Below are 23353 nucleotides of genomic sequence, written 5' to 3' on the forward strand. Positions count from 1 at the left end.
ATGTCAAACGGGTCTCATTCGGCGCACGGCGGCTTGGTCAAGGAACCAAAATAGTTTAGTGAATCAGGGGTAACGCGACGATAGAGCGTAGCTCCCGATGATACCCGCATGCCTCTCCGACGACTGGACCCTTTGCCCGGAGAGAGAGGACATCTCCGCTGAATTCACGCGGCTCCTCACCGCGGCCCAGGAGGGCGGCGCCACGATCGCGGAATGTCTGATGATCGCGCGGCGGCTCAAGCGTGGTGACGAGCAATCCTGGCATCGCGAGTGGAAGAAGCTCGCGCAAGTGAACCGTCAGCGTGCCGAAGCCGCCTTCGCCGAAGGCCACATGGCGACGGCGCAGCGTAACTGGCTGCGAGCGATGAATTACTATGGCGCGGCGGCGATGCCGCTGGATCCGGCCGACGAGCGCCGCTGGGTTGCGGTGCTGGCGATGCAGGAATGCGCCCGTCGTTATCTCACGGCGCGCAACCCGTCCGGCGAAGTCGTGACGATACCATGGGTCGAGGATCATGCGTTGCAGGGCTACTTCCTGCCCGCGGCGGCAGGCGGGCGGGCGCCGACAGTGATCTGTATCGGCGAGCCCGGCCACCGCAAGGAGGAGTTCCTGTTCAAGCTCGCGCCGCATGCGCGCGAGCGCGGCTTCTCGATGCTGGCGCTGGACCTGTTCGGCGACCAGCGCGACGATTATCTCGACGTGCTGTTGCGGCGGCGGGATCTCGAGAGCGCGATTCCCGGCGTCATGGACTATCTGGAGACCCGCCGCGACGTCGATTTCGATCGCGTCGCGATCGTCGCCGATGGCTGGGGCTCTTCCTTCGTGGCGCGCGCCGTGTTGCAGGAGCCGCGCCTTGCCGCCGCCGTCTGCGACGGCGGCCTGTGGGACCTGCACGAGCGCGCCTTCTTCGCCAGCCGGTTCGCGATGAGCGACGTCAGCATCGTCCCGGTGCCCCATGCGCCGCTGATGGCGTCCAGCGCCGATTGTCCGGTGCTGATCACGCTGGGCGAGGACGGCTGGCTGAAGGCCGATCGGGCCCGTCAGATCGTGCAGAACTCGCGGCTCGGCAGCTCGGATGTCATGCTCAAGGTGTTCACCGCGACGGAGACCGGCGCAGCGCAGGCGCATGCGGACAACCCGAGCCTTGCCAACGAATACATCTTCGACTGGCTCGAATCGCGGCTCGGCGGCGCGCGCATCTAGCGGCGGCAGCCCGCTCAGAAGTCGAGGCTGAGACGGACGCAGGCCTTTTCCAGGCGGGTCTTCAGCGTCGCGAGCTTGGCGGTGAATTCGGTGAGCTCGTTCTCGTCGAATTCCTGGAAGACGAATTCCTTGATGGTCTTGTACTGCTCGTTGAGGCTCGCCAGGTGCTTCTGCGTCTTCTCGGTCAGGGAGAGGCGGACCACCCTGGCGTCGGTCGGGGAGGGACGACGGCGCAACAGGCCCTTCTTCTCGAGCAGCTTGGACTGGGTCGTGACGAAGGACGGATCGACGTGGAGCAGCTTGGAGACGACGTTGACCGGGATGCCGTCGTCCTTGTCGAGGTCGGAGATCGCCATCAGGATCAACCATTGCGGCCCGCTGATGCCGAGCGTTCTGGCCCAGAACTGACGCAGTTCTTCCAGATACATGTTGATCGACGATATCTCCCAGGTGAAACGCCGGATGATATCGAGATTTCCGATGGAGCGCAGACGCGCTCCTTCCTTCCTCGTTGCGGACACAGCGTCACTCCCGTGATCTGATCTTCTGGCTGGTGTCGTAGAAGGCCATAGTCCACGCAAGCCTGCTCTGACGCAAGTGCAGAGCAGGGTAATTTTGTCACTAAAATTACAAAGATGACCGGCTCAGCAGATCAGTCGACCCGGGTGTTGCCCGCGGAGCACAGGTTTAGTGAAACTACAAAGCTGAGCAGATAAAGTATTTTGATTAGCGGAACGGCGCAGGCATATTGCTCCGTGACGGTGGGGGTACTCGATCGTCCCGTTGCAGGTGGTTCGCTCACGTCCCTCGCGTCGAATGCGGGTGTGTCCGAAAGCGCGAAGCGGCCGAGCGGATTTGAAGAGATGGGGATCTGGGGGGCCTCACGGTCCGGTCTCCGTAAAATGAGAACTTGGAGGTTTTCAATGAAAGTGGTGAAGAGCCTTTTGCTCGGCACTGCGGCGGGTCTAATCGCCGTCGGTGGAGCTCAGGCGGCTGATCTTCCGCTCAAGGCCAAGGCGGTCGAGTACGTGAAGGTCTGCTCGCTTTACGGCGCGGGTTTCTACTACATCCCGGGCAGCGACACCTGCATCAAGCTGGGCGGCTATCTGCGTGCCGAAGTGGCGCTCAACGCCGGCGGCAACTACAACGCCCAGTACAACAACGTGTTCGCGGCGAACAACCGCCTGACTAACTACTACTCGATGCGCGCTCGTGAAGACCTCAACATCGACACGCGCACCGCGACCGAGTACGGCGTGGTCCGCACCTATTTCGACGCGGTCTTCACCTGGACGACCGGCAACTATGTCGGCACGGGTTCGGCCACGGGCGCGACCCAGTACAGCGGCACGCTCGGCCTCAACGCTGCGGGCACGGGCCTCGTCGGTTCGACCAGCGGTGCCGTCAACGGTACCGACGGTGCGATCTCGGGCGGCGCGCTCGGCGTCTACTACGCCTTCATCCAGTTCGCCGGCTTCACCCTCGGTAAGGCCGTGTCGCAGTTCGACGCGCCCTGGATCAACTATCCCGGCAACAACTTCGACCAGCTCGTCGGCGGCAGCGGCACCACCAACGGCGTCGTTCAGGCCACCTACACCGCTGATTTCGGTCAGGGCGTGACGGCGGCGTTCTCGCTTCAGGACCAGACGCAGGTCTTCCAGACCAACATCTGGAACACTGCCGGCATGAGCACCACCGGCGTGCTGGGTGGCGCTTACGGCTCGAACAACCTCGGCGGCAGCCGTGCGCCCGACATCGTCGGCATGGTCCGCGTCGATCAGGCCTGGGGTCTTTTCCAGGCGTCGGTCGCCGCGCATGACAACCACGCCGCCTACTACGGTGCGACCGAAGCCACCGGTCACCCTGAAGACAAGTGGGGCTGGGCCGTTCAGCTCGCCTTGCAGATCAAGAACATCCCGACCGGCGCAGGCGACGTGATCAACATCTCCGGCGTCTACACCGACGGTGCGAGCCGTTACAACTTCCAGGAGCTGGCCGCGACCAGCTACTCGATGTTCGGCAGCTCGAACGCGGCCTATCAGAGCATCGGCTTTGCCGGCGTGTCTGACGCGGTGTTCGGCCCCGGCGGCGGCATGGAGCTGACCAAGACCTACGGCTTCCGTGGTGCCTACACTCACAATTGGAGCCCGTACTGGAACACGGCGCTGTACGGCGCGTGGGCTGCGGTCAACTACAGCGGCACGGCCAAGGGCCTGATCTGCGGCAGCGCCGCGTTCGCCACCCTGACCGGCACCTGCAACCCGGACTTCAACATCGGCCAGGTGGGCGTCATCACCCGCTGGACGCCGGTGAAGAACCTGACCTTCTCGGCTGACTTCACCTACAGCCACCTCGACCAGAAGTACTCGGGCACGATCACGACCGGTGCTCTGACGAGCGTCGCCAAGCCGGCGGCCACCTACGAGCTGAAGGACCAGGACACCTACAGCCTGCTGCTGCGCGCCCAGCGCAACTGGTAAGCTCGAGGTTCTCTCGGATCCGACCTTAGCCCCGGCGGGAGACCGCCGGGGCTTTTTGCGAGAGCCTTGCGGCAGGATCTGCTTTCGGAAAATCCGGCAGCCTCTGCGGACGATGAAGAGGAGCCATGCGATTCGATCGTCCTCAAACTTATTTACTTACCTGAGTTGATCAGCTATTCTCTCTTTAGCCGATTACGAAAGTCACGGCTCTTAGCTTCACGCTAAGCCTCCAGAGACCTCCGGTGATGCCCCGCCGGAGGTTTTTCGTTTTGGGGATGGCGTTTTCAAGCCAACCGGATACCGGTTCGCGTCAGGAAAACGCGCCAGACAACAAGTTAACCCCGCATCATGCGGGCACGCGAATTCGGCCGGTAGGCGAGGCGGCTGTGGCCGGCGCAATAGGACCGGCCGTCGGGCGCGGTGTTGCCGCAGAAGCAGAAATCCTCTTCGCCCGGCGTCGAGATCGGCCAGCGGCAGCGGTTCTCGGACAGCTCCAGCAGCGAGCAGCGATTGGTGTTGTCGATCGGCCCGGCCATCACGGGCGCGTCGGTCGCGCCGTAGATCGTGGCGAGCATCTCATACTGCAGGCGCGGTACGGCGCGTGTGGCGCGGGCGTGTGGCGCAAGGCTTCGCTCGAGTCGGCGCTCTTCGACCGCGCGGCTGCGCGTCAGATTGAGCCGGGACAGCTTGCCAATGACGGCATTGCGGCTGACGCCGATATCGGCCGCGATCTGGCGGCAGGAGAGCCCGGCTTCGAAATGCTGCTTCAGAAGTTCAATTCGTTCGTCAGTCCAAGTCGGCGAAGAAGTCGGTGAGAGAACAGGCATTGTATCGGTCCCAGGTTGCAGATGCCGGCCATCCGCTTCGCAAGATCCGTCCGCATCACGTCGGGCGCGCCCTCACGTCCTGCCATTGTCGCGAATCGACAAAAGCCCGTCCTTGATGGCGAGACGGATGCCTTCCTCGATCAATGTCCGTGCGACGCCGGGAACGCTGGTGCCGTGGGTGCCCTGTCTCACCAGTTTCTCCAGATAGTTGATGGTCGAGAGCGCCAAGGTCACTGGAATGCGGTCAGTCTCGGCTTTTTCGGTGGCCATGGCCGAACGCTAGCCTCTTACTCGGGTACATAAAAGTAACGATAAAGACTCTATTTAGGTTCAAGGGTGGAAGTCAAATTCAGGCTGAGTTCGTTGCTCAGCCCGTTGGAATCACACATAAAATTTGGCACGACGTTGCACGCCGCGCGGGAGGCCGGGCGGCGACGTGGCGTCAGCAGGTCAGGGAAGCGGGCGCAGCTCAGCCGTGCGCGATCGCCTTTTCGATCATGCAATGGATGCCCTTGGCGCCATTGACGGTCTGGGTCACCCGCAGATCGGCCGCCAGGCTGCACAGCGTGTAGGCATCCTCGCGCGACAGGTTTCGCACCTCGCCGAGCAGCACGATCATGTCGCGCAGCGCGCGGACCGCGCATTGGTCGAGGTCGGGGTCCATCGCCATGGTGATGTAGTGCGTCGCCGTCTCGGCGCGGGGATAGTCGAACCTGAGATCCTTGCGCAGGGTCAGCCGAAAGCGGCCCCGGAGCCCGGTCTCGATCGCGGTGACGCAGACTTCGCCGTCGCCCTGCACGCCATGGCCGTCGCCGCAGGAGAACAGCGCACCCGGCACGAACACCGGCAGGTACAGTGTCGCCCCCGCGCCAAGCTCCTTGTTGTCGAGATTGCCACCCATCGCGCGCGGGACCAGCGAGGAGATGCGGCCCCAGGCCGGCGGCGGCGACACGCCCATCACGCCGAAGAACGGTTTGAGGGGCAGGTCGAGGCCCCACGGCATGCGGCCGACCATCCGCGTCCGGTCCAGCGGGATGTTGAGGATGCGCGTGGCGTGGAAATCGTCGGGCAGGGTGCCCGACAACGGCTTGATCATGTTCCAGCCCCAGTCCTGCCGGAGCTGGACGTCGAGGATCTCGACCGCGAGCACGTCGCCCGGCTCGGCGCCCTCGACCGCGATCGGGCCGGTGAGGATGTGGCCGGGCAGCATGCGCTCGTTTTTGGCATGGACCTCGTGCATCTCCGGCGGAATGTGAAACTTGTCGCGGTCGGGCAGCACGTCCGGGCCCCCGCTGATGGTGTCGACCGTCACCTCGTCGCCACTCGCGATGGTGAGGACGGGCTTGAGGGCGGCTTCGAAGAAGCCCCAATGGCAGGTCTCGGGGCTTGAATGCAGGTGATGATGGGTCATTGTCCGTCCGGTTGCATCAGAGCTCGTCATGAGAACCTGCTAAGCCCGGGCTTGACCCGGCGATCGATCCTCTTTCAAGAAGATTTTCTGAAGAAGGATGGGCCGGTCAAGTCCGGCATGATCATTCCAGCGAGGCTCCCCTGTATTTCGTTCTTTCCAAGACGCTCGGCACAGCGCTGTTGCCGATCAATCTGCTGGTCGAGCTCGGAATCCTGTCTCTGCTGCTGATGATGACGCGCTTTGCATCGCTCGGCCGCAAGCTGGCCGTGGCTACGCTGGTCCTGCTGGCGCTGTCTGCGTTTTCGCCGCTCGGCAATCTGCTGCTGTATCCCTTGGAATCGCGGTTTCCGGCGTGGGACTCCTCACGCAGCGCGCCGGACGGCATCATCGTGCTCGGCGGCTCCGTCGATACCGATTTGTCGGCTGCGCACCGCACGCCAGTGGTCTCGCACGCCGCCGATCGCTTCTTTGCGCCGGCCGAGCTGGCACGCCGTTATCCGAATGCACGCGTCGTCTTCACCGGAGGCTCGGCGAATCTGATCTCGACCGGACCCAGGGAAGCCGATTACTCCGCGCCGATCCTGGAGAGTCTCGGCATAGCGAAGGAGCGGCTGATCGTCGAGCGCGAGTCCCGCAACACCTGGGAGAACGCGGTCTTCACGAAGCAGCTGGTGATGCCGAGGCCGGGCGAGCGCTGGCTCCTGGTCACGTCGGCCTTCCACATGCCGCGCGCGATGGGGGTCTTCCGCAAGACCGGATTTGACGTCGAGGCCTACCCCGTCGACTGGCGGATGGGCGGGCGCGACGCGGTTTTCGCCTTCACCCGCAACGGCGCGGAAGGCCTCAGCAAGACCGATGTCGCCATGCGCGAATGGATCGGCCTTTTGGCGTACCGCGTCACGGGACGGACCGCCGAGTTGCTTCCGGGACCGGGCAAGGACTAGAACGGGAGCTGCAAAACAAGAACACAGCACCGGCGCGCGATTGCCGGCCCGGAGGATGCCATGCAGCAGCAGAGCGCAGACAGGATCGATCTTGCCGGCCTCGTCGCCGATCTCAACAGCCTGTTGCGGCTGAAGACGACAGTGATCGGCATGAAGCTGTTCGCCCAAGCCGCCGAGATGGAGGCGATCCCGAAAATCCGGCGGCCGAACGCGATCCATACCACCGACCAGATCGTCAGCATGGCCGCGCGTCTGGGCTGGACCGTCGGCATCACCGGCGACGATCTGGTCGGCGCGCAGTGCCGCGCGGTGATCGGCCTCGCGCCGCAGGACGAAAAATGGCTCGCCGGCGAGAACTATGTCGGCGTCTGGCACGGCACGGCGGAAGATGCGCGCAAGCGCCAGGAGGCGCTGGACGTCGTGCCGTTCGGACAGTATCAGGCGCTCGCGGTCAGTCCGCTCCAGAGCGGCCGGCTCGATCCGCCCGACATCTGCCTCGTCTACGCGACGCCCGGGCAGATGATCATCCTGATCAACGGCCTGCAATATACCGGCTACAAGAAGTTCGAATGGGGCGTGGTCGGCGAGACCGCTTGCGCGGATTCCTGGGGCAGGGCGCTCAAGACCGGCGAGCCCAGCCTGTCCTTGCCATGCTATGCCGAACGGCGCTATGGCGGCGTGCCGGACGAGGAGATGCTGATGGCGCTGAAGCCAACACATCTGGCCAAGGCGATCGAGGGCATGAAGGCGCTCGCCAAGAACGGCCTGCGCTATCCAATCCCGCCCTATGGTATTCAAAGCGACGTCCGTGCCGGCATGGGCGTGAGTTACGCGAAGAAGTAAGGGACGACCATGAGCTCTCAAGAATTCGACATCGTCGTGTACGGCGCAACCGGCTTCACCGGCCAGCTCGTCGCCGAATATTTGGCGGCGCATTACAAGGACGACAAGCAGCTCAAATGGGCGATGGCAGGCCGGAGCCTCGATAAGCTGAAGTCGGTGCGCGATGCGATCGGCGCGCCCGCGGAGACGCCGCTGCTCGTCGCCGATGCGTCCGATGCCGCCTCGCTGAAGACGATGGTGGCACGGACGAGGTCGGTGATCACGACGGTCGGTCCGTATCAATTCTATGGCGAGGACCTGCTCGCGGCCTGCGTTGCCGGCGGTACGGATTATTTCGATCTCTGCGGCGAGCCGGTCTGGATGCGCCAAATGATCGACAAGTACGAGGCGGCTGCGAAAAAGAGCGGCGCGCGCATCGTGTTCTCGTGCGGCTTCGATTCCGTGCCGTTCGAGCTCGGTACGTTCTTCGTGCAGGACGAGGCGAGGCGCGTGTTTGGTGCACCCGCCGCGCGCGTGAAGGGGCGCGTGCGCCACATGCGCGGTACGCTCTCGGGCGGCACGGCGGCGAGCGCGAAGGCGACCTTCGATGCGGTCGCAAAGGATATCAGCCTCGTCGCGATCCTGAACGATCCGTTCGCGCTGACGCCGGGCTTCACCGGTCCGAAACAGCCGAAGGGCAACAGGGCGGTGCTCGAGGAAGACCTGCAATCCTGGGCCGCGCCGTTCATGATGGCGCTGATCAACACGCGCAACGTCCACCGCTCCAACATGTTGATGGGGTTCCCCTACGGCCAGGACTTCGTCTACGACGAGATGGTCCTGACCGGTCCGGGCGAGAAAGGCGAGGCCAACGCGAAGCGCGTGATGGCGGCCAACGCCGAGAAGACCGGCCCGAACGCGCCGAAGCCCGGCGAGGGGCCGTCGAAGGAAGAGCGGGAGAAGGGTCTCTTCAATCTGCTCTATGTCGCGATCGCACCGGATGGCCGTCAAGTCCGTGCCGGCGTCACCGGCGACCGCGATCCCGGCTATGGCTCGACCTCGAAGATGATCGCCGAATGCGCGATCTGCATGCTGCGCGATGCGACGGACGTCGCCGCGGGCTTCTGGACTCCGGGCGCAGCGATGCAGCACAAGCTCATCAAGCGGCTGGTCGATCACGCCGGGCTGAGGTTTGAGGTGGAGGGATAGACGCTCCCTTCGCCTCTTCCCGCTTGGGGGGAGGCCGACACGCGGAATGCGTGGCAGGTGAGGGGGAGTGTCCGCGAGTTCAGCACTCATCGTTTTCGCGGAGAGAGCCCCTCACCCAACCCTCGCCCCGCAAGGCCGGGGAGAGGGAGAGAAACGAGCTATATCGCCCGCGCGTCATACGCGTACATGAAATCCATGCCCTTCGCACCCAGCGGCAGCAGCCACTTCATCATCTGATTGCGGATCCACGCGCCGGCGGCGCTGAACTCGCGCTTGCTGTTGCCGTTGCGGCGGGCGATGGCGACAATCTTCTCCGCGCGGGGGCGCCGCTCGGCCTCGAAGGCCTGGAAAGTGGCGGTGAGCTCCTGGCCGTCCTGCATCAGGCGCGCGAGCCTCATCGCATCCTCGAGCGCGAGCGAGGCACCTTGACCTGCATGGGGGCTGGTCGCATGCGCGGCATCGCCGATCAGCAGCGAGCGCTTGCGCGACCAGGTCGGCAGGGTCGCGACGTCGAGCGTGTCGGTGACGACGATGTTGTCCGCGGCTTCGATGATCTCGGGGATCGGATCGTGCCAGCCGCGATGGAAGTCGCGGAGATGCTGCTTCAGCGTCGCCTGGTCGAGCGCGCGGAACATCGCCGCATCCATGCCGTGAACGGGCTGCGTGCTCCACCACATTACGCCGTCGGTCGGATCGGGGCTGCAATAGCCGTAACCGAAGAAGCCGCTCTGGCCGAACGTGGTCTCGACGTGCCGGCCGATCGGCCGGCCATCGAGCACGGCGTGCGGCACGAAGCCGCCAAAGCCGATCAGGCCGGTGTTGAACGGTTGCGGTCCGTCCGGCACCACCTGGCGCCGGGTGATCGAATGCACGCCGTCGGCGCCGATCAGGAAGTCGCCTTCGGCGGTGGTGCCATCGGCGAAATAGGCAATGATCGGCTGGTCGCCGCGATCCTCGATCTTGATCAGGCGCTTCTCGAAATAGAGCGAGACGCAAGAGCACCAGGCCTTGTCGATCAGCATCTCGTTCAGCGTGCCGCGGCAGACATTGACCGCCGGTTGGCCGAAGCGCCGTTCCATGTCGCGATTGATCGAGCCGAGCCGCTCTCCGCCTTGCGAGTAGAAGTCGAAGGATTCCGCGACCGAGCCGCGGCTGATCAGCTCGCCCGCAAGGCCGATCTCGTCCATGACTTGCATGCCATTCGGGGCGATCTGAAGCCCGCCGCCGATGCCTTTCGAATAGGGCCAGGCCTCGTAGATGGCGGATTCGATACCGGCGCGGCGGAGCAGGATGGCAGTGACGGGCCCGGCGATGCCGGCACCGATGATGAGGGCCTTGCGTGGACGATAGGACATGGCTTGCTCGCGACGTTTCCGTGGTGCTAGGAGAAATTACGGTCGCTAAATCTCTTAGGGACTAAGATATATATTGACTAAGATATGAGGGCGGCCTTGTCAAGGACGAAAGCGCGCGCGGCATTGTTGCAGGAGCTTGAGGAGGCGATGCGCAGGTCGTCCGCGCAGGGCGTGCTCTATGGCCAGACCGTTGCGAACGTTGCCGGAATTGCCAATTCCGACCTCGAATGCATGGACATTCTGTATCTGGAGGGCCGCGTCACCGCGGGCCGGCTTGCCGAGGTCACCGGCCTGACCACGGGCGCGATCACCGGTGTGGTCGATCGACTCGAGAAGGCTGGCCTCGTGCGGCGCGAGCGCGACGAGAAAGATCGGCGCAAGGTCTTCATTTCGGTCGTGCCGGAGAAGGCCATGACGATCGGCCAGCTCTACGTGCCGATGCAGCAGGCCATGGAGAAAGTCTTCAGCGCCTATTCCGACGAGGAGCTGCGTCTACTGCTTCGCTTTGCAAATGAGGGCTACAAGGGCGTGCTCGCGGCGACCGCTGCATTGAAAGGTCTGCTCGACACGCCACCGGAAAAGCGGCCCGAGCTCAAGCTGAAGAAGCGTCCTCGTCCGTAGTCTTGTAGGCCTGCGCGGCGGCGATCATGCCCCACATCGCGCCGAGCATCATCCAGAAATGCCGCCAGTGGTCGGTGTCGATTACGAAGCTCTCGCCGACGGTACCGACGAAGGCGGAGAAGATCGCAAGATAAGCGCGCTGCCAGGGTACGCGAACGAAGACGTGGCGGAAGCCCACGATGACGGTGGTGAAGACCAGCGCGGGATAGCACACGCCGGAGAGCCAGCCGCCCGACATGAAGGCGTTGAGATAGGAATTGTGGGTGTCCTCGGGAAAGAAGCGGTGGAATTGCAGCGGACCGATGCCGAGCGGCAGGTCCAGTGCCATCTCCGCGCCGAGGATGTGCCGGCCGAACCGGCCGAAGCGGCCTTCGTCATAGCTCTGGTCGAAGCTGGCGCGCTGCTTGAACATCTCGGCAATGGAGTCGAATGACAAGAGCACGGCAATCAGCGCGAGGCCCAGCACCGCCGCGACGATCGCCATGATGATGATGCGCGAGCGCTGCGCGTTGGTGCGGCTGGTCAGGACCATCAGCGCCAGCATGAAGGCGGAGGTCAGCACCAGCCCGCCCCAGGCGGCGCGGGAAAAGGCGAGCAGGATCGCCAGCGACATGATGCCGAAGGCGATGACGTTGCGGAACGCCTTGGCCAGCTTGTCGGAGACCACGCTCTGGAGCGCGAACAGCGCCGGCAGGATCAGGAAGGCGCCGAGCACGTTCGGATCCTTGAACGTGCCGCGCGCGCGTCCGTAGAGGGTGAGGAGATCGTCGCCGCCGGGAATCAGGTGGAAATAGCCGGCGATCGCCGCGAGCGAGGCAACCATCGCGCCGACAACGAGGCCGCGCCGCAGCATGTCGAGGCGGGCCGCGGTATCCTCTGAAGTGACCATCGCAAAGAACAGCACGGTGACCGCCATGTACCAGGACGTCGCGATCCAGCTCACGACCTCGCTCTGCTCGAACAGCGGGATTGCGCTGATGGTGTAGCCGACATTGAGCAGGACCAGCATCAGCACCAGCGGCATCAGCACGAGCTTCAGCCGCAGGCCGGTGGCGAAGAAGGTCACGGTGGCAAGCAGCGTCGCGATCTCGTAGGGGCTCGGCTCGATGAAGACGATAGCGCCGAAGGCGCCGACCAGCCACACCAGCGCGCGCTGGAGCGCCAGCACGCCGGGCGCAGCCGGTGCGGCCAATTTCACTCCCCCGGCTGTCGCCGCATACGCCATTACACGCTCATACGCTTACGCAACTTGCACGCCACAAACACAGCTGTCATTACCCGGCTTGAGCGGGCGGGATGCCCGCCTTCGCAGGACTTGACAGAGCACCTCAACTCAATACGCGTTCTCGTTCTTGGTCAGCAGCGAGATCGGCGTCTTCAGCAGAATGTAAAGGTCGAACAGCACCGACCAGTTCTCGATGTAGTAGAGGTCGAATTCGACGCGCTTTTGGATCTTCTCTTCGTTGTCGATCTCGCCGCGCCAGCCGTTGATCTGGGCCCAGCCGGTGATGCCGGGCTTGACGCGATGGCGGGCGAAATAGCCGTCGACGGCTTCGTCGAACAGGCGGCTCTGCAGCTTGCCCTGCACCGCATGCGGGCGCGGCCCGACCAGGGAGAGATTGCCGGAGAACACCACGTTGAAGAGCTGCGGCAGCTCGTCGAGGCTGGTCTTGCGGATGAAACGGCCGACGCGGGTGACCCGCGGGTCGTTCTTGGTCACGACCTTCGAGGCGGTCGGATCGGCCTGATGGTGGTACATCGAGCGGAACTTGTAGACGTCGATGCGCTCGTTGTTGAAGCCGAAGCGCTTCTGGCGGAACAGCACGGGGCCGGGGCTGTCGAGCTTCACCGCCAGCGCCACCAGTCCCATCACCGGCAGCGCCGCGAGCAGCGCAAGGCTGCCGACGGCGCGGTCGAACAGCCATTTCATCACCAGGTCCCAGTCGGTGATCGGCGCCTCGAACACATCCAGCGTCGGCACCTCCCCGAGATAGGAATAGGAGCGGGGCCGGAAGCGAAGCTTGTTGGTATGGGCGGAGAGGCGGATATCGACCGGTAGCACCCAGAGCTTCTTCAGCATTTCCAGGATGCGCGTCTCCGCCGAGATCGGCAGCGCGAACAGCACGAGATCGACGCGGGTGCGGCGCGCGAACTCGACGATGTCATCGACCTTGCCGAGCTTGCGAGCGCCGGCGCAGGTGTCGAGCGCGCGGCTGTCGTTGCGGTCGTCGAACACGCCGAGCACGTGAATGTCGGAATCTTCCTGCGCCTTCAGCGCCTCGACCAGCTCCTCGCCGTTGCGGTCGGAGCCGACGATGATGGTGCGGCGGTCGAGCCGGCCCTGACGGGCCCAGTTGCGCACCAGCGAGCGCAGCAGGAGACGTCCGCCGATCAGCGCGGCGAGGCCGAGAAAGAAGAAGGCGGCAAGCCAGAGCCGCGACGTGTCGCTGCCGATCTTGGCGAAGAAGGAGACGCCGATGAACAGCAGGAAGACGAACGACCAGGACGAGATCATCCGCGTCATCTGCCGCAGATGTCCGCGGAACAGCTGCACCTGGTACATGTCGGCGGCCTGGAAGCAGACCACGGCGGCGATCGCGACGGCAACGATCTGCGCAGGATAGATCCAGCTGAAGCCGGACAGCGGCATGACATAGCCGACATATAGTCCGGCGCCGACAAGGCTCAGCAGCGTGAAGTCCGCCGCGCGCACGAAGCCTGTGATCACGATCGGCGAATAGGCGCGAGCGACCTTCTGGTTGACGACCTCGAGCGCGGCCGGCGAGAGCCGGCGGCGCCGTTCGACGAAGGGCTTGTCAACCGGGCCGGCGGCGCTGGTCGCGGCATCGAGCATCGAGCGTGCGTTGAGCGGTTCCACGGGCGTCCACGTCCATTCCAAAAACCCGCGGGCAGCGACCTTGCGCCCCGGGTGAGCATCCCCTGGCGCTTCGATTATCGAACAAATCGGAAGATTCTCTAAAGCGGGCCGAACAATGGTTAATGATTGGCAAATGCGTCGCGATAGCCTGCGAGCACGCCGTCGACCATCGCCTGCTGAGAGAAATGCGCGGAGATGCGCTCGCGCAAAGAGGATGCACGCTGCGCGGTTGCTTGTGGATCGTCCAGCGCGGCTGCAATTGCTTCCGCCATCGCTTCGGCGTTGCTCGGCGCGAACAGCGCCGGATTGTCGGCACCAAAGATCTCGGGGATGCCGCCGACCCGGGCCGCGATCATCGGAATACCGGCCGCTCCCGCCTCGATCACGACATAGGGCATGGAATCGCCGCGCGAGGGCACCACCAGCAGCCGGCCCTTGGAGAAGCCGTAGCGCGCCTTGACGTGGCCGATGAAGCGGATGGCACCGGCGAGGCCGAGCTTCTCGACCTGCGCCTTCAAGGCCGCGGTTTCCTCACCATCGCCGCCGAGCGTCAGCGTGACCTTTCTGCCGCCAGCGTGCAGACGCGCCACCGCGTCGACCAGCAGATCCGCGCCCTTGATGCGCCTGAACTCGCCGACATAGGCGAGATCGGTGGCGTCCTCCGCAATGACGATTGGCTCGAACTCCTCCGGCGTCACGCCGTTGAAGACGCAGTGCACCACGCCCTTGGGCGTGCCGACAATGCGCTGATAGGTGTTGCGGGCAAAGGCGCTCTCGAACAGGAACAAGTCCGTCGCATCCATCAGCGCGCGCTCCAGCCGCGCGTAGAATTCGCCCTTGAACGTGTGGAGAGGGTAATGCAGCGAGCCGCCGTGCGGGGTATAGATGCGAATGGTGTCGTCGGAGCGCCGCCGCATGCGGACGAAGGCTCCGGCCTTGGCTCCGTGACCGTGCAGGACGTCGGGCTTGAGGGCGGCGATCAGGCGGCGCATCCGCAGCCACACCAGAAAATCATCGGGCGACGGTTCGCGGCGGATCGCAAGGCGATGCACGCCGAGCTTCAGCCGCGGGGCGAGCTCGGCAAGTGCCTTCTCGGCGCGCTCGCCGCCGGTGAGGCTATCGGCGAGGATGCCCACATAATGGCCGCGGTCGACCTGGCCGTTGGCGAGGTCGAGGATATGACGGAAGATGCCGCCGACGGGCGCGCGTACGGCGTGCAGGATGCGGAGCGGCCGGTCGGGAGAGGGGGGCATGATCAGAACCAGCGCGCGAACCCGATGCTCGAACAATTCTCGAAATATCGAGACGGATTAAGAGCCCTCGTGGTTAACAAACGGTGACGAGCGCGAAGCTGCCAGCCGCTGCGCCGCGCGATTAACCCAGCGGCAACCTTAATGGAGTGTAATCCCCATGGTTGAGGTAGAGTCGCAGCATTGCCCTGCGGGAGTGTTCGATGCGTTTAGCGTTCTGGCGTGCCGGCAAGGACAAGGCTGTGATCGAGCGGGCCGTTTCGAAGCCCAAGGCCGAACCTAAGGCGGCCGAAGCTGCAGTGGAAGAGCCTGCGTCCAGGGTCGAAGCAAAGCCTGCGCCCGTCGTCCCGAAGCAGGCGCCAGTCGAATCCGGTGACATCGACCTGCACGCGCTTGGCGCGGCGCTGGCGCGCAAGCGCGGCTGGATCATCGTGCCGACGGTGCTCGCGCTCGTCGCCTCGATCGCCGCCGTCAATCTCGTCACGCCGCGCTACAAGTCCGAGGCCCGCATTCTGATCGACGGCCGCGAGAACGTGTTCCTACGGCCGAACAGCGACCGCACCGAGGAGCGGCAGGCGCTGGACGCCGAAGCCGTCACCAGCCAGGTGCAGCTTGTGCTGTCGCGCGATCTCGCGCGCGAGATTATCAAGAAGAACAAGCTTGCCGAGCGGCCCGAATTCGATCCGGTGCTGCAAGGCGTCTCGCCGCTGAAATCGCTCGCGGCGCTGGTCGGCATCGGCCGCGATCCGTTCTCGATGACGCCGGAAGAGCGCGTGTTGGATGCCTATTACGAGCGCCTCCAGGCCTACGCCGTCGACAAGTCTCGCGTGATCGTGGTCGAATTCCAGTCCGCCGATCCGGACCTTGCCGCGCGCGTCGCCAATTCGATCGCCGATGGCTATCTGGTGCTCCAGCAGGATGCGCGCCAGGATCAAGCCAAGAACGCGAGCCAGTGGTACGCCAGCAGGATCGACGAGCTCAGGCGAAACGTCTCCGAGGCGGAAGCCAAGGTCGAGGATTTCCGCTCCAAGTCGAGCCTGTTCGTCGGTACCAACAACACCACACTGTCGAACCAGCAGATGGGCGAGGTCAACACCCAGCTCAACAACGCGCGCGCGTTGAAGGCCGATGCCGAAGCCAAGGCGCGCCTGATCCGCGAGATGCTCCAGAGCGGCAAGCCGATCGAGGCCTCCGAGGTGCTGAACTCGGAATCGATTCGCGGGCCATCCCAGCAGCGCGTAGCCCTGCGGGCGCAATTGGCCGAGCAATCCTCGACGCTGCTCGGCAATCATCCGCGCATCAAGGAGTTGAAGGCGCAGCTTGCCGATCTCGACAACCAGATCCGCGACGAGGCTGCCAAGATCGCCCGTTCGCTGGAAAACGACGCGCGCTTGGCCAGCGGCCGGGTGCAGGAATTGTTGGCGAGTCTCGAGCAGCTCAAGAAGCAGGCGACCTCGACCAACGGTCAGGACGTGCAGCTGCGCGCACTCGAGCGCGAAGCCAAGGCGCAGCGCGACCTGCTCGAGACCTATCTCGCCAAATACCGCGAGGCCAATACCCGCGAGACCATCGACACCGCGCCGACCGACGGCCGCATCATCTCGCGTGCCATCGTCTCGAACACGCCGGCCTATCCGAAGAAGCTGCCGATCGTGCTGATCGCGACGATCGCGACCTTGCTGCTCTCGTCCGGCGTCGTCGTCACCGGCGAGCTGCTGCGCCAGACCGCGCCCCGCGCGGTGGCGGCGATCGTCCCGGCACCGGCGCCGGTGCGCCAGGAGCGGGTCGTCGAGCCGGTCATCGAACCGCTCGTCGATCCAGTGATGGCGGAGCCGGCGCCGCTCCAGCCGGAGATGACGGCCGATGCCGATATCAGCGAGTTCGCCGAGATCGAACACCTGGCGGACCGTCTGCGTGCCGCTGGCGGAGCGGCCAAGAAGATTACGGTGCTTGGCACTGCGCCGGGCGAGGCCATCACGCTGTCGACGCTGACGCTCGCCCGGCATCTGGCGCGCGAGGCGCGCGTCGTCATGGTCGACCTTGCCGGGTCGTCGCTGACCATCGCCGCCGTATCCGTCGACACCACAGCGCCTGGCCTTGCCGAGCTGATGCAGGGCGAAGCCTCGTTCGCGCAGGTCATCACCCGCGACAAGCTCTCGCGGCTGCACCTGGTCATGGCCGGTCGTCCCGGCTTCGATCGCAGCCTGCTGCAATCGCCGCGGGTGACGCTCGCGGTCGACGCGCTGCTCCGTGCTTATGACCATGTGCTGCTCGACGCCGGCAGCGCTTCGGATCTCCCAGCAGAACTGCTGACGACGCATGCCCGCGCTGTCGTGGTGCCGGATGCCGCGATGGCGCAGGATGCCCGTGCGCTGATGTGCGAGCAACTGAGGGGCGTCGGCTTCAGCGAGGTGACGATGCTGACTAGGCCGGTGCGGCCTTCCAATGCACCGGAAGCGCCACGTGTCGTGGCGGCGTGACGGGCGAGGGCTATCTCTCCGCGAAATTTGAATCGTAGGGTGAGCAAAGGCGCACCGCGCCATGCCCACCATCTTCCGATTGAAACGCAGCTGGTGAGGACGCTTCCGTCCTCACTCTCGGAGCTATGGCGGACAACTCGCTTTGCCCACCATATTTGAGGTCGTAGCGTTCTACCCGAATGCCTGGCGCACCCGGCGCGCCAAATCGAACAGCATCTGGTTCTGCTTCACCAGTCGCTTGCCGTGGCTGAGCGAGGACATCGCCATCGCCGCGAGCTTGCCGCGCGAGGTCAGCGGGATGAAGCTGTCGAAGATGTCGTCATCATCCTTGCAGAACATCCGCTTGTAATCGTCCGAGCCGATGCCAAGATCGAGCGAGCGGTAGCCGCGCTCGCCGTAGCGGTCGATGATGTAGCGCATCAGGATCAGCCCGGGGCTGTAGCGGGCGTGCTCGGACATGGTGTAGGTGTTGAACATCATCGAGAACCGCTGACCGTCGCCGACGCCGGCGAAGATCGCGATCACCTCGTCGTCGCATTCGAGCGCGTGGATCTCGATGGCGCGGCCGTCGCCGCGCGGGGCGAGGCACGCGCTGCGGATGAACGCTTCGACGCCGGGCTCGGCGAACACGTTCGGCAGCTTCTGCTCCGCCATCCGCGCCGGCTTGACGCGGAAGAACCAGTCGAGCAGGCGGGTGACGTCCGCATCCGTGGTGGCGAGATGATAGCGATAGCCGGCAAGCGCCTGGAGCTTCTTCTCCTTGCTCTTGAGGCGGCGGCGGAGGGAGTTGCTGATCCGCGATGCGGGTGGGCCACCCGGCTCCATCACCAGTAGCGGGCAGCCATTGATTGCGGTCTGCCGCGGCAGAGCCGCAAACGGGTTCTGCTGGTCGTTCCAGCGCAGCGGCTGCTGCGTCAGCGAAAGCACGTCGACATGCTCGCGCAGCGGCGCAAGCAATGCGTCGACTTCGGCGATGGTGGCTTGCGCGGCAAATTCGGCGTTCCACAGGCCCATGTTGAACGTCGTATGCTTGCCGCCCATGAAACAGGCCGTGCGCACGCCGTGACCCTGACGCAGCGAGAGCGGCAACAGCAGAAGCGGTTGGCGCTCGGCGTCGCGGGCAATGACGATGAAGGGGCGCGAGCCTTCGCCGCCGGCCAGGCGCTGCCACGGGCCCAGCAGGTCGAAGCGCTGGTAGGGCGTGAAGAGGTGGCCGGGCTCTTCGAATGCGCGCCAGGTTGCCTCGGCCTCGGCAAGATCGGTGACGATGTCGACATGCGCGATACGGCTCGCTTTCGACCGCGCTGGCGATCCTGCCGTCCGGCTTTGCATCGCCGCAGCCATGGTCATTCGCGAAACCTGTCGAGAAACGAAAAAATGCGTAATTCGGCCTGTGGCCGACCTTTGCAAACAAACGTCAACAAAGGGTAATGACAATAGCTGCGGGAACGGGCTGCCGGCGAACGCGAAGGTGGGATATTGGCCTCGGACGACAGATGGCTGGAGCGGCTGCGCCTCGAGCTGGCCTGGTTCACTGGGCAGGCCGCGCTGCGCCGCCGCGGCGCCGGCGCCATCCTGCGGTTTTCGCGCGTGCGGCCGCGGCGGCGCGGCGGATTCCAGCCGCTGCGAGCGGACGAGATCACGCCGCAATTCCTCGACCGCGCCATTCGCGCGCTGAAGCGATGGCGCTATGACTTCCTCGGCATGGACGAGGTCTGCCGCCGCGCGGTGACGCTGCGGGAGAAGCGCCGCTTCGTGGCGCTCACCTTCGACGGCGCTCCCAAGGACCTCATCAGCTTCGCCTATCCAGTGCTGGCCCATCACGCCGTTCCGTTCACCGTCTACGTTCCCACCGGCTTTCCCGACGGTGTCGGAGAAGCCTGGTGGCTCGGGCTCGAGCAGGTGATTGCGCGCGAGAGCCGCATCAGCCTGATGATGGGCGAGAAGGAGCAGCGTTTCACCGTCACGGGCAATGCCGAGAAGCGAGCGCTGTTTTCGCATCTCGAAGACTGGCTGCGCTCGCTGCCACCGGCGGAGCTGTCGGTGGCGATGGCCGATCTCTGCACGCGCTACCGGATCGATCTGGCCGCGCTCTCGCGCGAAGCATCGATGGATTGGGAGGATCTGGCGAGGCTGGCTGCCGATCCGCTGGTGACGATCGGCAGCGCGACCGTAAACTATCCCGTTCTTGCCAACATGAAGGATGTGGCCGCGCTGCGCGAGATGACGATGGGCAAGGCTGTCGCGGAAGCCGCCTTCCGCCGCGACGTCAGGCATCTCGCCTTTCCGTTCGGCGACCGCGCCTCGTTCCGGCGCAGCCACGTCCTGATGGCGGAGGAGGCCGGTTTTGCCAGCGCGGTGTCGACGATCCCGGGCATCGTCGATGCAGAGGGCCGCACCAATCTGCGTGCGCTGCCGCGGATTTCCTGGGACGGGCGCGTGCAATCGCTGCGCATGCTGCGCGTGCTGATGTCGGGTGTCGCCTTTGCGCCGGTGAAACCGACGAGCAGCGTCACGAGCTCGATTTGATCCGGTCGGGCCGCTGCATCCAGCTCACGATCGGCATCGCCGGCAGCACCCAGCCGATGCCGACCACCACGTAGTAGACCGCCTGCCGCCAGCCGGACTCGGCGATCCACGGCATCTGCGCGAAGGCCATGCCGAGCAAGGCCCAGACCGTGGCCAGCACCAGGAGCAGGATGGCGCCGAGGAACTTGCGGGTGCGGATCGTCATGGCGCTTTCGCGTAACTTGCGCTGCGGGAGCGGGGGACTATAAGGGGCACGCAGTCCGGTTCAAGTCTCTTAGCTACAGACCTGGTTTAGCCCCTGAAATGACGCCGATTTCCGCCCCGTCCGAGCCGCATCGTGCCGTGCGCTGGTGGCTGATCTCCGTGGCCGCGCTGATCGCGCTGATGGTGCTGGTCGGCGGCGCGACGCGCCTGACGGAATCCGGGCTCTCGATCGTCGAATGGAAACCGGTTACGGGCAGCGTCCCGCCGCTCTCGGAAGCGCAGTGGACCGAGGCCTTCGAGGCCTACAAGAAGATCCCGCAATATCGCGAGCTCAACGCCGGGATGAGCATGTCCGAGTTCAAGGAGATTTTCTGGTGGGAATGGAGCCACCGGTTGCTCGGTCGGTTCATCGGTGCCGCCTATTTCCTGCCGTTCCTGTTCTTCCTGTGGCGCGGCAGGCTGTCCGGTGAGCTGAAGCGGCGGCTGTGGCTGCTGTTCGCGCTTGGCGGACTCCAGGGCGCGGTCGGCTGGTGGATGGTGGCCTCGGGCCTCACCGAACGCGTCGAGGTCTCGCAATATCGGTTGGCGACGCATCTGATGCTAGCGCTCTTGATCTTCGCCGGCATCGTCTGGACGGTGCGGCGGCTTAAGGAGCGGCCGCGGATCGCAGCGCCCGTGCGGCTGCGCTTCACCAGCGCGCTGCTTCTCGTCATGACCTTCGTGCAGATCTATTTCGGCGCGCTTGTTGCGGGCCTGCGCGCGGGCCGTGCCTACAACACCTGGCCCGAGATCGACGGCGCGTTCATTCCGTCGGGCGAGCGGCTCTGGTTCGAGACGCCATGGTGGCGCAACATGTTCGACAACGTGCTGACCGTGCAGTTCGAGCACCGCATGACCGCCTATGCGCTGTTCGCGCTGGCGGCGCTGCATGCCTTCGATTCGGTGCGTTCACGCGCAGGTTCCGCTACCAGCGGTGCGCTCTGGCTGTTCGCAGCGGTGAGCCTGCAGGCGCTGCTGGGTATCCTGACACTGCTCAACCAGGTGCCGATCGGACTTGCCCTGACGCATCAGGCCGTTGCGATCGTGGTGCTCACGCTTGCGGTGATGCAGGTGGAGCGGCTCGCCGCGCGGCAATCGACGCAAGCGCAGCCGCGAGTGGTTCCGGTCAGCCAGGCCGGCTGATCACTATCAGCCGCCTGATCAGCAATAGCCGTAGACGCCGCACGCATAGGGCAGGCGCCAGAAATAGTCGACCTGCTTCCCGCCGTAATATGCGCCCTGATAATCGTAGCTCCAGGGACGGCCGTAATAGCCCGGCAAAGTGCTGGAGCCGGGCAACAGCGGCGTCCCCGGCAGATTGCTGATGTAGCTGCCGATGCCGTAGGCCGGCGAGATCAGCGCATCCGGATCGGTCTCGACATAGACCGTTGGCGGTTCGGGCGGCGCAGCGACCGCCCGCCGCTTTGGCGTAGCCGGCAAATCGGCGGCAACAGCGGCCGAAACCGTCAGCATGGCCGCGAGGGCAGGCAGCGTCCAGCGCAACATCGTCGGCTCCGAATCAAAAGGGTGATCCAGAGACGATGTATGGGGCAGATATGGTTAATGACTGTTAACGGCGTGGTTACTAAGAAGCCGCCGCTGTGATTCCGGGATGGTCCGACAAGACCAAACCCGGAATCCAGAGATGGCCAGACAACTTCGAGATTCCGGGTTCGTGCTACGCGCCCCGGAATGACTCAGAGGGGCGCTCCCAGCGCCTGCTCCAGGTCCGCGATCAGGTCTTCCTTATCCTCGATGCCGATTGAGAGCCGCACCACGTCGGGGCCGGCGCCGGACCTGACCTTGGCGGCATCATCGAGCTGGCTGTGCGTGGTCGAGGCCGGGTGGATGACGAGAGAGCGGGTGTCGCCGACATTGGCGAGGTGCGAGAACAGCTGCAGCTTCGAGACCAGGTTGACGCCGGCGTCATAGCCGCCCTTGAGGCTGAAGGTGAACACCGCGCCCGCGCCTCGCGGCGCGTATTTACGCGCGAGCTGGTTGTACTTGTCGTTTGGCAGGCCGGCATAGCTCACCGACGCCACTGCCGGATGGCCGGCCAGGAATTCGGCGACCGCCTTGGCGTTGTCGCAGTGCTTCTGCATGCGCAGCGGCAATGTCTCGATGCCGGTGAGGATCATGAAAGCATTGAAGGGTGAGAGTGCGGGCCCGAGATCGCGCAGACCCAGCACGCGGCAGGCGATCGCGAACGCGAAATTGCCAAACGTCTCCTGCAGGCGGATGCCGCGATATTCCGGCCGCGGCTCCGACAGCATCGGATATTTGCCGCCGGTCGACCAGTCGAACGTGCCGGCATCGACGATGATGCCGCCGAGCGAATTGCCGTGGCCACCCAGAAATTTCGTCAGCGAGTGCACGACGATGTCTGCGCCGTGGTCGATCGGACGGATCAGATAGGGCGAGGCCAGCGTGTTGTCGACGATCAGCGGCACGCCCGCCTTGCTGGCGACCGTCGAGATCGCCTCGATGTCGGTGATGCTGCCGGCGGGGTTGGCGATCGACTCGATGAAGATCGCCTTGGTGCGCGGCGTCACCGCGCGCTCGAAGCTTGCGATGTCATCGGGATCGGCCCACACCACGTTCCAGCCGAAGCTCTTGAATGCATGCGTGAACTGGTTGATCGAGCCGCCATAGAGCTTGCGCGCGGCAATGAATTCGTCGCCGGGCTGGAGCAACTGCTGCAGCACCACGACCTGCGCGGCGTGGCCCGAGGCGACCGCAAGCGCGGCGGTGCCGCCCTCGAGCGCGGCGACGCGCTCTTCTAGCACCGCGTTGGTGGGGTTGCCGATGCGGGTATAGATGTTGCCGAATGCCTGTAGGCCGAACAGCGAGGCGGCGTGGTCGGCGTCGTTGAAGACGAAAGACGTCGTTTGATAAATCGGAGTCGCGCGCGCACCGGTGGTCGGATCGGGCTGTGCACCGGCATGCACGGCGAGGGTTGAAAATCCCGGAAGGCGATCGCTCATTGAGGGCGTCCTGTTCTTGTGGCCTAAAATTCGCGGGGCATGCTGATGGCCGCGGTGGCCGCCGTCAAGCTGCCGCTTCACGTCAGAATGATTTGGGGACGATCTTGCTACGCATT

General features: G+C 64.7%; 21 protein-coding genes. 9 read left to right on the top strand and 12 right to left on the bottom strand.

Going from position 1 to position 23353, the window contains the following annotated elements; translation table 11 throughout:
- The first annotated feature begins 97 nt into the window (after positions 1-97).
- Entirely contained in the window at positions 98-1204 is a 1107-nt protein-coding gene (locus tag ACVWY3_RS09030; protein WP_456838133.1) for an alpha/beta hydrolase family protein, read from the top strand.
- 14 nt (positions 1205-1218) lie between these two features.
- On the opposite strand, the gene ACVWY3_RS09035 is transcribed toward ACVWY3_RS09030, so the two are convergent.
- Positions 1219-1725: a MarR family winged helix-turn-helix transcriptional regulator gene (locus ACVWY3_RS09035; RefSeq protein WP_167380687.1), complete on the bottom strand. Its 507-nt coding sequence runs from the start codon at positions 1723-1725 to the stop codon at positions 1219-1221.
- 402 nt (positions 1726-2127) lie between these two features.
- Here ACVWY3_RS09035 and ACVWY3_RS09040 point away from each other — a divergent pair, with 402 nt between their 5' ends.
- Positions 2128-3684 carry a porin gene (locus tag ACVWY3_RS09040; RefSeq protein WP_456838134.1) on the top strand — a complete coding sequence of 519 codons (1557 nt, stop codon included), beginning with the start codon at positions 2128-2130 and terminating at the stop codon, positions 3682-3684.
- Positions 3685-4019: 335 nt separating this feature from the next.
- Here the strand turns inward: ACVWY3_RS09040 and ACVWY3_RS09045 are convergent, their stop codons facing one another.
- From ACVWY3_RS09045 to ACVWY3_RS09055, 3 genes are all read right to left on the bottom strand, one after another.
- The gene (locus tag ACVWY3_RS09045; protein ID WP_456838135.1) at positions 4020-4511 is read right to left on the bottom strand and encodes a GcrA family cell cycle regulator; all 492 of its coding nucleotides are present in this window, start codon (positions 4509-4511) and stop codon (positions 4020-4022) included.
- A 72-nt stretch (positions 4512-4583) separates the two neighbouring features.
- Positions 4584-4781 (bottom strand): hypothetical protein, encoded by a 198-nt coding sequence (locus ACVWY3_RS09050; protein WP_456838136.1) that lies wholly within the window; start codon positions 4779-4781, stop codon positions 4584-4586.
- Between the two features lie 199 nt (positions 4782-4980).
- Positions 4981-5922, bottom strand: a complete 942-nt coding sequence (locus tag ACVWY3_RS09055; RefSeq protein ID WP_456838137.1) for an acetamidase/formamidase family protein — start codon at positions 5920-5922, stop codon at positions 4981-4983.
- 176 nt (positions 5923-6098) lie between these two features.
- On the opposite strand from ACVWY3_RS09055, the gene ACVWY3_RS09060 reads away from it, so the two are divergent.
- Genes ACVWY3_RS09060 through ACVWY3_RS09070 form a run of 3 tightly spaced genes read left to right on the top strand, consistent with a single transcriptional unit; the run spans position 6099 to position 8897 of the window.
- A complete protein-coding gene (locus ACVWY3_RS09060; protein ID WP_456843321.1) occupies positions 6099-6866 on the top strand; it encodes a YdcF family protein in 768 nt (255 codons plus the stop codon).
- Between the two features lie 60 nt (positions 6867-6926).
- Complete coding sequence (locus ACVWY3_RS09065) at positions 6927-7709, top strand: DUF169 domain-containing protein (RefSeq protein WP_456838138.1); 783 nt, start codon at positions 6927-6929, stop codon at positions 7707-7709.
- Between the two features lie 9 nt (positions 7710-7718).
- On the top strand, positions 7719-8897 hold the full coding sequence (locus ACVWY3_RS09070; protein WP_456838139.1) for a saccharopine dehydrogenase family protein: 1179 nt from the start codon (positions 7719-7721) through the stop codon (positions 8895-8897).
- 158 nt (positions 8898-9055) lie between these two features.
- Here the strand turns inward: ACVWY3_RS09070 and ACVWY3_RS09075 are convergent, their stop codons facing one another.
- Positions 9056-10252 (bottom strand): FAD-dependent oxidoreductase, encoded by a 1197-nt coding sequence (locus ACVWY3_RS09075; protein WP_456838140.1) that lies wholly within the window; start codon positions 10250-10252, stop codon positions 9056-9058.
- A gap of 147 nt (positions 10253-10399) precedes the next feature.
- Between ACVWY3_RS09075 and ACVWY3_RS09080 the strand changes: the two genes are divergently transcribed.
- Positions 10400-10873 (top strand): MarR family transcriptional regulator, encoded by a 474-nt coding sequence (locus ACVWY3_RS09080; protein WP_456843322.1) that lies wholly within the window; start codon positions 10400-10402, stop codon positions 10871-10873.
- On the opposite strand, the gene ACVWY3_RS09085 is transcribed toward ACVWY3_RS09080, so the two are convergent.
- The 3 genes from ACVWY3_RS09085 to ACVWY3_RS09095 form a co-directional block, all read right to left on the bottom strand.
- A complete protein-coding gene (locus tag ACVWY3_RS09085; protein WP_456838141.1) occupies positions 10845-12098 on the bottom strand; it encodes an O-antigen ligase family protein in 1254 nt (417 codons plus the stop codon). The genes ACVWY3_RS09080 and ACVWY3_RS09085 overlap by 29 nt on opposite strands.
- 108 nt (positions 12099-12206) lie before the next feature.
- Entirely contained in the window at positions 12207-13751 is a 1545-nt protein-coding gene (locus ACVWY3_RS09090) for an undecaprenyl-phosphate glucose phosphotransferase (protein WP_456838142.1), read from the bottom strand.
- Between the two features lie 119 nt (positions 13752-13870).
- Positions 13871-15004, bottom strand: a complete 1134-nt coding sequence (locus tag ACVWY3_RS09095; protein WP_456838143.1) for a glycosyltransferase family 4 protein — start codon at positions 15002-15004, stop codon at positions 13871-13873.
- Between the two features lie 200 nt (positions 15005-15204).
- Between ACVWY3_RS09095 and ACVWY3_RS09100 the strand changes: the two genes are divergently transcribed.
- Entirely contained in the window at positions 15205-17481 is a 2277-nt protein-coding gene (locus ACVWY3_RS09100) for a GumC family protein (protein WP_456838144.1), read from the top strand.
- Between the two features lie 171 nt (positions 17482-17652).
- On the opposite strand, the gene ACVWY3_RS09105 is transcribed toward ACVWY3_RS09100, so the two are convergent.
- A complete protein-coding gene (locus ACVWY3_RS09105) occupies positions 17653-18831 on the bottom strand; it encodes a GNAT family N-acetyltransferase (protein ID WP_456838145.1) in 1179 nt (392 codons plus the stop codon).
- 129 nt (positions 18832-18960) lie between these two features.
- Here ACVWY3_RS09105 and ACVWY3_RS09110 point away from each other — a divergent pair, with 129 nt between their 5' ends.
- On the top strand, positions 18961-20010 hold the full coding sequence (locus tag ACVWY3_RS09110) for a polysaccharide deacetylase family protein (protein WP_456838146.1): 1050 nt from the start codon (positions 18961-18963) through the stop codon (positions 20008-20010).
- On the opposite strand, the gene ACVWY3_RS09115 is transcribed toward ACVWY3_RS09110, so the two are convergent.
- The gene (locus ACVWY3_RS09115; protein WP_456838147.1) at positions 19994-20215 is read right to left on the bottom strand and encodes a DUF2842 domain-containing protein; all 222 of its coding nucleotides are present in this window, start codon (positions 20213-20215) and stop codon (positions 19994-19996) included. The two genes, ACVWY3_RS09110 and ACVWY3_RS09115, sit on opposite strands and share 17 nt — an antisense overlap.
- A gap of 98 nt (positions 20216-20313) precedes the next feature.
- Between ACVWY3_RS09115 and ACVWY3_RS09120 the strand changes: the two genes are divergently transcribed.
- Positions 20314-21396: a COX15/CtaA family protein gene (locus tag ACVWY3_RS09120; RefSeq protein WP_456838148.1), complete on the top strand. Its 1083-nt coding sequence runs from the start codon at positions 20314-20316 to the stop codon at positions 21394-21396.
- 18 nt (positions 21397-21414) lie between these two features.
- Here ACVWY3_RS09120 and ACVWY3_RS09125 read toward each other — a convergent pair whose 3' ends face one another.
- Both ACVWY3_RS09125 and ACVWY3_RS09130 read right to left on the bottom strand, forming a co-directional pair.
- Positions 21415-21759, bottom strand: coding sequence for a hypothetical protein (locus ACVWY3_RS09125; RefSeq protein ID WP_456838149.1), 345 nt, complete (start codon positions 21757-21759; stop codon positions 21415-21417).
- A 191-nt stretch (positions 21760-21950) separates the two neighbouring features.
- Entirely contained in the window at positions 21951-23237 is a 1287-nt protein-coding gene (locus tag ACVWY3_RS09130) for an O-acetylhomoserine aminocarboxypropyltransferase (protein WP_456838150.1), read from the bottom strand.
- Positions 23238-23353: the final 116 nt, after the last annotated feature.

Source organism: Bradyrhizobium sp. USDA 4486 (assembly GCF_054057995.1).

Coding starts and splice junctions, on each gene's coding strand:
- ACVWY3_RS09040 (WP_456838134.1), top strand. CDS start 2,128: ATGAAAGTGGTGAAGAGCCTTTTGCTCGGCACTGCGGCGGGTCTAATC.
- ACVWY3_RS09045 (WP_456838135.1), bottom strand. CDS start 4,511: ATGCCTGTTCTCTCACCGACTTCTTCGCCGACTTGGACTGACGAACGA.
- ACVWY3_RS09085 (WP_456838141.1), bottom strand. CDS start 12,098: ATGGCGTATGCGGCGACAGCCGGGGGAGTGAAATTGGCCGCACCGGCT.
- ACVWY3_RS09070 (WP_456838139.1), top strand. CDS start 7,719: ATGAGCTCTCAAGAATTCGACATCGTCGTGTACGGCGCAACCGGCTTC.
- ACVWY3_RS09075 (WP_456838140.1), bottom strand. CDS start 10,252: ATGTCCTATCGTCCACGCAAGGCCCTCATCATCGGTGCCGGCATCGCC.
- ACVWY3_RS09130 (WP_456838150.1), bottom strand. CDS start 23,237: ATGAGCGATCGCCTTCCGGGATTTTCAACCCTCGCCGTGCATGCCGGT.
- ACVWY3_RS09120 (WP_456838148.1), top strand. CDS start 20,314: ATGACGCCGATTTCCGCCCCGTCCGAGCCGCATCGTGCCGTGCGCTGG.
- ACVWY3_RS09100 (WP_456838144.1), top strand. CDS start 15,205: ATGCGTTTAGCGTTCTGGCGTGCCGGCAAGGACAAGGCTGTGATCGAG.
- ACVWY3_RS09115 (WP_456838147.1), bottom strand. CDS start 20,215: ATGACGATCCGCACCCGCAAGTTCCTCGGCGCCATCCTGCTCCTGGTG.
- ACVWY3_RS09055 (WP_456838137.1), bottom strand. CDS start 5,922: ATGACCCATCATCACCTGCATTCAAGCCCCGAGACCTGCCATTGGGGC.
- ACVWY3_RS09050 (WP_456838136.1), bottom strand. CDS start 4,781: ATGGCCACCGAAAAAGCCGAGACTGACCGCATTCCAGTGACCTTGGCG.
- ACVWY3_RS09080 (WP_456843322.1), top strand. CDS start 10,400: ATGCGCAGGTCGTCCGCGCAGGGCGTGCTCTATGGCCAGACCGTTGCG.
- ACVWY3_RS09030 (WP_456838133.1), top strand. CDS start 98: ATGATACCCGCATGCCTCTCCGACGACTGGACCCTTTGCCCGGAGAGA.
- ACVWY3_RS09095 (WP_456838143.1), bottom strand. CDS start 15,004: ATGCCCCCCTCTCCCGACCGGCCGCTCCGCATCCTGCACGCCGTACGC.
- ACVWY3_RS09065 (WP_456838138.1), top strand. CDS start 6,927: ATGCAGCAGCAGAGCGCAGACAGGATCGATCTTGCCGGCCTCGTCGCC.
- ACVWY3_RS09105 (WP_456838145.1), bottom strand. CDS start 18,831: ATGACCATGGCTGCGGCGATGCAAAGCCGGACGGCAGGATCGCCAGCG.
- ACVWY3_RS09125 (WP_456838149.1), bottom strand. CDS start 21,759: ATGTTGCGCTGGACGCTGCCTGCCCTCGCGGCCATGCTGACGGTTTCG.